This is a genomic window from Lujinxingia litoralis (genome assembly GCF_003260125.1).
In the GTDB taxonomy this organism is placed as follows: Bacteria; Myxococcota_A; Bradymonadia; order Bradymonadales; family Bradymonadaceae; genus Lujinxingia; species Lujinxingia litoralis.
The window spans coordinates 2,510-10,505 of the sequence record NZ_QHKO01000019.1 but is presented as its reverse complement, the minus strand read 5'-3'; the positions used below and the strand labels follow the sequence as shown (position 1 = coordinate 10,505).

Here is a 7,996-nt window from a genome sequence, read left to right as displayed (position 1 = left end):
GAAACGTTAAGCCCGGCCTTTGAGCATGCCGTGCCAGTACATCTCGGGGAGCATGTAGGCTTTGAGGGCGTACATGCTGTAGCGCTCCTGAGCCTGGTCGAAGGGGAAGCTCTCGACGGGGTTTCCGTCGTAGTCGAATTCGGCCAGGATCAGGCGGCCGTAGCCGGTGACCAGGGGGCAGGAGGTGTAGCCGTGGTAGGCGGCCGTCAGGGGGCGGCCCTGGCGCCTGGCGAGCAGGTTTGCGACGAGGACGGGGACCTGTTTGCGGATGGCGGCGCCGGTTTTGGCGGTGGGCAGGCTGCTGGCGTCGCCGGCGGAGAAGACGTCGGGGAAGCGGGTATGCTGGAGGGTGTGGCGGTCGACCTCGACCCAACCGCCGGCGTCGGCCAGGGGGCTGGTTTTGATGAAGTCCGGCGCGCTCTGAGGCGGGGTGATATGGAGCATCTCGTAGGGGAGTTCCAGGGGGGCTTCGCCATGGAGGCTCTCAAAGACGGCGAGCTTCTCGTCGGGGCGCACCTCAATGAGGTTGCGGCCGAAGTGGGTGTGGATGTCGCGTTCGGCGACGAGTTTTTGCAGGGCCTTTTTGTACTTTTCGACGCCGAAGATTGCGCCGCCGGAGCTTACGAAGTGCACATCGGCCCGGTCGCGGAGCCCCTGTTTTTGGAGGTAGTGCTCGGAGATCCACATGATTTTTTGGGGTGCGCCGCCGCATTTGACGGTGCCTCTGGGGAAGGTGAAGAGGGCGTTGCCAGCGCGGAAGTTTTGGAGGGCCTCCCAGGTGGAGTTGACGGTGTCGTAGGCGTAGTTGGAGCAGATGCCACCCTGGCCCATGTGGCCGTCGAGGCCTTTGATCTTGTGCCAGTCGAGCTGGAGGCCGGGGGCGACGATGAGCTGGTCGTAGGAGTAGGTGCGGCCTTCGGCGGTGGTGACGCTGTGGGCGTCGGGAGCGAAGGTGGCGGCGGGCTCTTTGAGCCAGGTGACGCCGGGAGGGATCACCTCGCTCATGGGCTTGCGGGTGTGCTCGCGGGTAAATACGCCGCCGCCGACCAGGGTCCACAGGGGCTGGTAGTAGTGCCAGTCGGCGGGCTCAAGGATGGCCACGTGCAGGGGGGCGTCTCCCGAGGAGAGGCGCGCGGCGGCGGAGATGCCGGCGGCGCCGCCGCCGACGATGAGGATGTCGTAGTGGGAGGTCATCAGGGGCTCCTGTGGGGGCAAGCGTGGGAAAAGACGGTGGCGAGGCGTTTAGCCGGGGAGCTGGCGCGGAGCGTCGGCGTCGGCCAGGGCGGCACCGAAGGCGCGGGCGACTTCCAGGGCGAAGCCGAGCGCGCGGCGCACGTTCCGGGGTCGGCGGAGGTGAGGGTGGAGCCGTCCGATGGCAGCGAGGCGATGAGCTGGGAGGAGGCGCTGGATGCGTTGTACACCGACGGGGTGTTGGTGATGCATCACGGGCGTGTGGTCTACGAGCGCTACAGCGGATGTATGAGCCCGGAGCGTTTGCACGGGGCGATGTCGGTGACGAAGTCGCTGACGGGTCTGCTTGGCGAGATTCTGGTGGCCGAGGGGGCGCTCAATGAGGAGGCGTTGGTGGGGGAGTTGGTGCCGGAGCTTGAGGGGAGCGCCTTTGGTGATGCGACGCTTCGCCAGGTGATGGATATGACCAGCGCGTTGGCCTTCTCGGAGGACTACAGCGATCCGAACGCCGAGGTGTGGGCGCACGCCCGGGCCGGGAGCCCGCTGCCGCCTCCCGAGGGGTACCGCGGCCCGCGGAGCTACATGGAGTATCTGCAGGGGGTGGAGAAGCAGGGCACGCATGGGGAGGCGTTTGGTTATAAGACGGTCAACGCCGACGCGCTGGGGTGGGTGCTGGCGCGAGCCACCGGGAACTCGGTGGCGGAGCTGCTCTCGGAGCGTATCTGGAGCCGTATCGGGGCGGAGCGCGAGGCGTATTATACGGTCGACTCGGTGGGGACTCCCTTTGCCGGGGGAGGGTTTAACGCGACGCTGCGCGACCTGGGGCGTCTGGGGCAGATGCTCCTTGATGGGGGGCGCGTAGGCTCGGAGCAGGTTGTGCCGCCGCGGGCGATTGAGAGCATCCGTCAGGGGGGCGATCGCGAGGCCTTTAAAGCGGCGGGTTACGCGATGTTGGAGGGCTGGAGCTATCGCGGGATGTGGTGGGTGAGTCACGATGAGCACGGGGCGTATGCCGCTCGAGGTGTTCATGGTCAGACCCTCTGGATCGACCCTCGCGCCGATATGGTGATTGTGCGCTTTGCGTCGCATCCGCTGGCGGCCAACGCCGCCAGCGATCCGGTGGCGTTGCCGGCGTATCGGGCCGTGGCGGAGTATGTGATGGCGCATGATGAGACGCCTCTGCTGGGGCCGGAATGGGTGATTGAAGATATCGCCGGAGAAGGCATCATCGACTCAAGTCATGCGACGCTTCAGTTCTGGCGAGATGGTCGTTTTGGCGGAAGCGCCAGCTGCAACCGGGTGATGGGCAGCTATGAGAGTGAAGGTGAGCAGCTGACGATGTCGCCGGCGGGCACCACACGTAGGGCGTGTGTGCCGGCGCTGGAGAATCAGGAGCGTAAGCTTCTCAAGCTCCTGTCTCAGGTGGAGAGCTTTCGGATCGACGAGAGCGGAGCTTTGATCCTGATGACCTCGGAAGGGAGCACGATTGTGGCGCGTCGCTAAGCCTCGGCTCTTTCGTGAGTCGAACCCGGGTTGAGGTGTTTAATGAGAAACGCCCCCTGAGCGCGCTGGCGCGCTCAGGGGGCGTTTTTACGTCGGGCATATGGCGCCTTTTGTTCGTTGTGGGGGCGCGGTGCGGCGAGGGGGGGCGGGTTATTGGTGCTTCTCGGCGAGGTCGGTGTAAGGGGTGGTGTCGCCGAGGACATCTTCGACGTAGATCATGTTGATGAGCGCCATGAGGAGAACGGCCAGGGGGGTGGCGACGGTGACGCCGATGAGGCCGAAGAGGATGCCGCCGATGACCTGGGCGACGAGGGTGATGGCGGGGGGGATGGAGACGAAGCGCTTTTGAACAAGAGGGGTGAGAAAGTTTCCTTCGATGGCCTGGGCCCCCACAAAGACCAGCGCTGCCCAGAGAATGAACTCCGGGCCGACCAGAAGGGCGATGAGGGCCGCAGGGAGGAAGGAGGCGATGGATCCCAGGATAGGGACAAAGGAGAAGAGGCCGGCGATGAGGCCCAGGGTGAAGGGGAGAGGGATTCCGAGGGCCCAGAGGCCGATGGCGACAATGACAGCGACGGCCAGCATGGCGAGGAGTCGGCCGATGAGCCACCAGACCATCTGGTGGATGCAGACCGAGAGGATGGCTTCGGTTCGCCCGCGGTAGTGCATGGGAACCATGCGCACCAGGCCGCGTCTATAGACCGTGGGGTTGATGGCGATGTAGACGCCGACAACCACGACGAGAGCGGCGTTGGTGAGGAAATTGAGGCCACCTGCGAAAGCCCCACCGACCTGTCCAATGACCTCGTTGGTAAAAAGACGTGAGGGCTCTAACTCGCCGAGTTCTGTAAGGATGCGGGGGCCGATGGCGGTCTGGGCGATCCAGGCTTGAAGCTCGGCGAGTGCTTTGGGGATCATGTCGACGATGGCATCGACCTGGTTGGCGATGGCGGGGGCAACCAAGAAGCCAGCACCTCCGAGGATTGCGACGAGTAGGGTCGCGACGACCAAAAGCGCCCAGATGCCGCTCAGCGGGGTGTGCTCTATCAGGAGGTCGGTCAACCATCGCAGGAAGATGGCGAAGAGGATGGCCAGGAAGATGACCAGGATCAGGGTCTTCATCTCCCAGAGGAAGAGCAGGCCGATGGTGATGAAGACGACCATGGCCAGGATGCTTGCGGAGTGGCGGATGAAGGGGGAGAAACTCGTTTCGCGTCGTTTCTGGCCTGGTTCGGTGCGCGGCTCGGGATTGGGCGTGTCTGCGCTCATCGTGTTTGCTCCTCTGTCATCGTGGTTTCGTGGGTTTCACCTGATAACCAGACAACTCGCTGCGTATGCGATAACGTACTCACCCCGAGGTGCATCAGAAATCGGTGGGCACCACGGCGTGGCACGACAAGGCGCGTAGATGTCAGCCCCACCCACACGCGACGGAGATAAACGATGAATGAGCTGGTCTTGACCACCTTCGACTGGGTTCCCGATCTGCCTCGCGGTTATGTGCGAGATCTGCGCGTGCGCTGGGCGCTGGAAGAGGCCGCACTGCCCTACCGGGTCGAGAGCGTTCCCTTCCGCGATCGCGAGGAGGGCCATTTTGCGCACCAGCCCTTTGGCCAGGTGCCCTGGCTGAGCGATGGGGAGCTTTCGATCTTTGAGAGTGGTGCGATCCTCATGCACCTCGGCCAGAAAAGTGAGGTGTTGCTGCCGGCAGAGTATCATCGGCGCGTGGAGGTGATGGCGTGGGTCTTCGCCGCGCTGAACTCGGTGGAGATGGCGAGCCTGCCGTGGACGATTTTCGAGTTCTCCGGCTTCTCAAAAGAGACTCCGGAGTGGGAACGCCTCGACACCTTTCTTCTGGCGAGGCTCGATCATATCGAGCCGGTACTCGCTGAGCAGACCTGGCTGGCCGGGAGGTTCTCTATCGCGGATATTCTGATGGCGGATGTGTTGCGTCTGGTCGACCGCTTTGATCGGCTGGAGGGGCATCCGGCCTGCCGCGCCTATGTGGAGCGGGCTTGCGAGCGGCCGGCATTTAAGAAGGCCCTGGAGGATCAGCTGGCGCACTTTTCGGCGGCTGATTAGGTGGAGCAGGGGCTGAGACTCATTGGGCAGGGCACATGTAGAGGTCGATGTAGACCTCGTAGTCGCCTTCGGGGCAGGGGATGACATAGAGGTCGACGGGGTTGTTGCAACGGCCACCGCCTTTTCGGCTGCCCTGGCGCATGCTGGCGGCGGCCTGGCGGCTGGTGACGGGGGTGGAGCCGTCGGCGCATTGCAGGTTCATGAGGAAGGTTTGTTGTCCCTGGATCTCACAGGTTTCCACCGGGCGTTGATGGGAGGAGGTCAGGGCGGTGATGTCGCTTACGCCGCAGCCGTGACGTGCGGCGTACTGGCGAGGGGAGAGGCTTTGGAAGGGGCCTGAGGAGCAGGTGATCGGGGGAACCTCTTCACCCGGGGAGAGGCATTGCAGGTGGGAGTGAGGCATGGATGCCGCGGTGCGTTGAGGGCGGCCAGCGACGAGGTCGAGGTAGGAGCAGCTTTCCTGGTGGTTGGCGTCGCAGTTTTTCTCGATGAGCGTGAAGCCCTGCTCTTGATGCTCGATGTCGGCCATGGCGTAGAGGGCGGCGCCGGTGAGGAGGCAGGAGGTATCGCCGGGGAGCTGCTCGCAGAGCGGGGCATGTTCATCGTGAAGTTCTTCGACGGCGCGGTTGAGGTTGTCGAGCGTTTCCCCTTGAAGGAGGGGGCGGATGAGATGGGGAATGGCGCAGGCCTGGCCGTGTCCGAGATGGCAGCCCGCCAGGCTCAGTTCGACGCTGGTCGCGATGTCGATCTCGAGGTGCTCTGTGAGGGCGAGGTTGGTGGGGAGCGCGAAGAAGGCACCTTCGAAGCAGATGTCGCGGTTGCCGGCGTCGCATCCGACGGTCGCGGCGGCGATGACGCGCGCGGCGAGTATGGCGGGGTCCAGGGGGATTTCAGCTCCGGCGTTGTCGAAGAAGTAGCGGGCGACGTTGTAGGCCGTGGTGCAGTCTCCGGGGATGCTGGCCTGGCAGCTGGTTTGAAGCATGTCGATGGCGTGGAGCATCTCGTCGGGGCTGCCGCCGTCCACGAGGGTCATATGGGCGAGGAGATGGCAGGAGAAGGGGTCGTCGTTGGCACAGGCCTCACGCATGCCATCGCGCCAGGTGGGCGGTCGTTTCTGACGCGGGCGTTCAAGTAAGGTGCTCATGTCGTTGCAGAGGTCGGAACCGGAGGCGCATTGGGTGCGGGCGATTGTCTCCACCTGCTGGCAGGCCTCCTTATCGTTCAGCGCGCAGCCTCGGCGAAGGGCTGCTGCGGCGCAGGCCTGATCGTTGTTCTGACTGCGGAGCCGGCTCAGGGCGGTGCAGGCTTGAGGATCACCATAGATGCAGCCCAGGCTGTTGCCCTGCACGACCAGGTCTTGAATCAAGTCGGGTGAGGCGCTCTCGGGAAACTCCACGTCCCGGGCCAGGATTCGGCATCCGTCAGCGTCGCCTCGGTAGCAGGCAGCGCCGACCAGTCCGAACATCGCCTTGCCGGATGCGGCCGCCTCCGGGTCGACGTCGGGGTGGTGAAGGAGCGTGTTGACGGCGGCGGTGCACGCCGGGCCAAAGTTAAGGGAGCAGCCCTGCAGAAAGGCATCGTAGGCTGCGGAGCGAGCGCGCGGATCTGCGTCGGGTTCATCGGCGTCGGCATTGAACATGAGGCCGACAAGCAGGCAGCCTTCCGCGCGGCCCTCGGAGCATTGCTTTTCATAGAGGTCGAATCGGAGGTCGCGCGAGGCGTAGCGCTCAAAGACCTGGTAGGGCGCATAGCCCCGACGCTCAAGGGGGATCTCTGCATCGTCATCCCAGCTTTCGTGAGCGCAGACCGCGTCGACGTCTGCTGTCCAGCCGCGCTCAAATGCGGGGTTCATCGTCGTAGAACGCGCTGCGGTGCCGCCGGAGGCGCAGCCCACCAGGGTGAGCCATACGCCTGTCAGAATGAGGTACAAGAGAACGCCGGAGGCATTCGAGCGCGTTGAACGTGTGAGCATGGGGAGCCCCTCCTGCCAGAGTGTAGGTTGAGAGGGGAGCGTGCATGAGAGCGAACAAGGCGCATCCGGGTGTTGCGTCGACAGTAGGATGGCGCGTTCGTTGAAGAGGGGGGCGACCGGTGGTCGTGGGGGCGTCGCATTGTGCGGGGGGGCGCATGTGTGGCACAAGAGCAGGTATCAGTAACAACTCAGTCTCTCCGAGGGGGAGACACCGCTGCTGGTAATCCGGAGCGCGAACGCGAGGTTGCCGTCATGGGGACGGCGGGTTGCGGGCGTTTTGGGGGATGGGCGGGACGCGTCCTTTAGGGAAAAGGAGCGGTGCGATGTCGGAGACGAAGTTCGATACGACCTTGCAGTCCTGGATGGAGCGTAGTGCGACGCGATTGGGGCCGGTGGCGGCCAAAGTCGACGATGAGTATGCCCGTCGTGTTTTGGAGTTGAGCGTGGCGTTGCTGCTGGCGCGGCTGGGTCCGTACAGGCTGGCGGTGGTCCGATCACTGGAGGAGAACGAGAAGGCGGCGCGGGCAGCGGAGGACGTGGCGCGGGCGGAGGCGGAGGTCAAGACGAGCTACGGGCGATTGTATGCGACAGCCCAGGCTGCGTACTACACCGCGCGAGCCGATCAGACGCAGGATGATGAGCTGCTGAAGCGGCGGTTGGTGCGAGGGATGCCTCGTGCTCCCTCGGTGTTCAACAAGCTGGGAATCGATCGGGCGCGCTCGGCGATGAACACGGCGCTTCGCTACGCTGAGGGTGCGTTGGGCGTCGAATCTGCGGCGGTGGTGGAGGCTCAGCAGGTTTTCGATGGTCTGAGTACTGCGTTGGATGCTGCCGACAACCAGAAGGCCCGGGCGGTCCATACGATGCAGAGGCTTTTTCAAGCTCGTGAGCATGCGAAAAGTGCCTACATCGCTGCGCGACAGTTTGTGGATGGAGCGCTTTCTCTGGACTCTGATCGTAGTATTGGGCAACTGATGCCGGCGATCAGCGAAATGTACATGACCCGTCAAGCCTCAAGCAGTGAGCTTGGCGTTGAGGAGCCGCGAGATGAGGCTGACGTGATCGTGGGCGATCCTGTGGTCGGTCCTGTTGTGGTGGACGAGGCGACTGACTCGTGAGCCTGAGTGCGATTCTTTGCCACGACCCCTCCGGAGTGTGCCGGAGGGGTTTTTTATGGTGTGGGTTTTGGCGATGAGGATTGAATCCATGATCTCGGTAGCGAGAACGGCAGGTCAACACGTGGAGTGG

Annotated in this window: 6 protein-coding genes and 1 pseudogene; 4 read left to right on the top strand and 3 right to left on the bottom strand. The window is 63.9% G+C overall.

Features of this window, described 5'->3' with window-relative positions; translation table 11 throughout:
- Window positions 1-6: 6 nt before the first annotated feature.
- A complete protein-coding gene (locus tag DL240_RS19390; RefSeq protein ID WP_111730055.1) occupies window positions 7-1,194 on the bottom strand; it encodes an NAD(P)/FAD-dependent oxidoreductase in 1,188 nt (395 codons plus the stop codon).
- A 57-nt stretch (window positions 1,195-1,251) separates the two neighbouring features.
- Between DL240_RS19390 and DL240_RS19385 the strand changes: the two are divergent.
- Window positions 1,252-2,361 (top strand): annotated as a pseudogene (locus tag DL240_RS19385) (serine hydrolase domain-containing protein); the annotation flags it as partial.
- Window positions 2,350-2,694 carry an META domain-containing protein gene (locus DL240_RS20920; RefSeq protein WP_347342272.1) on the top strand — a complete coding sequence of 115 codons (345 nt, stop codon included), beginning with the start codon at window positions 2,350-2,352 and terminating at the stop codon, window positions 2,692-2,694. The pseudogene DL240_RS19385 and the gene DL240_RS20920, both read left to right, overlap by 12 nt.
- Window positions 2,695-2,844: 150 nt before the next feature.
- Here the strand turns inward: DL240_RS20920 and DL240_RS19380 are convergent, their stop codons facing one another.
- Window positions 2,845-3,963, bottom strand: coding sequence for an AI-2E family transporter (locus DL240_RS19380; RefSeq protein WP_111731548.1), 1,119 nt, complete (start codon window positions 3,961-3,963; stop codon window positions 2,845-2,847).
- 174 nt (window positions 3,964-4,137) lie between these two features.
- Here DL240_RS19380 and DL240_RS19375 point away from each other — a divergent pair, with 174 nt between their 5' ends.
- The gene (locus DL240_RS19375) at window positions 4,138-4,776 is read left to right on the top strand and encodes a glutathione S-transferase family protein (protein ID WP_111731547.1); all 639 of its coding nucleotides are present in this window, start codon (window positions 4,138-4,140) and stop codon (window positions 4,774-4,776) included.
- Window positions 4,777-4,795: 19 nt separating this feature from the next.
- Here the strand turns inward: DL240_RS19375 and DL240_RS19370 are convergent, their stop codons facing one another.
- On the bottom strand, window positions 4,796-6,748 hold the full coding sequence (locus tag DL240_RS19370; protein WP_111731546.1) for a sel1 repeat family protein: 1,953 nt from the start codon (window positions 6,746-6,748) through the stop codon (window positions 4,796-4,798).
- 323 nt (window positions 6,749-7,071) lie between these two features.
- On the opposite strand from DL240_RS19370, the gene DL240_RS19365 reads away from it, so the two are divergent.
- Window positions 7,072-7,866 (top strand): hypothetical protein, encoded by a 795-nt coding sequence (locus tag DL240_RS19365; RefSeq protein ID WP_111731545.1) that lies wholly within the window; start codon window positions 7,072-7,074, stop codon window positions 7,864-7,866.
- Window positions 7,867-7,996: the final 130 nt, after the last annotated feature.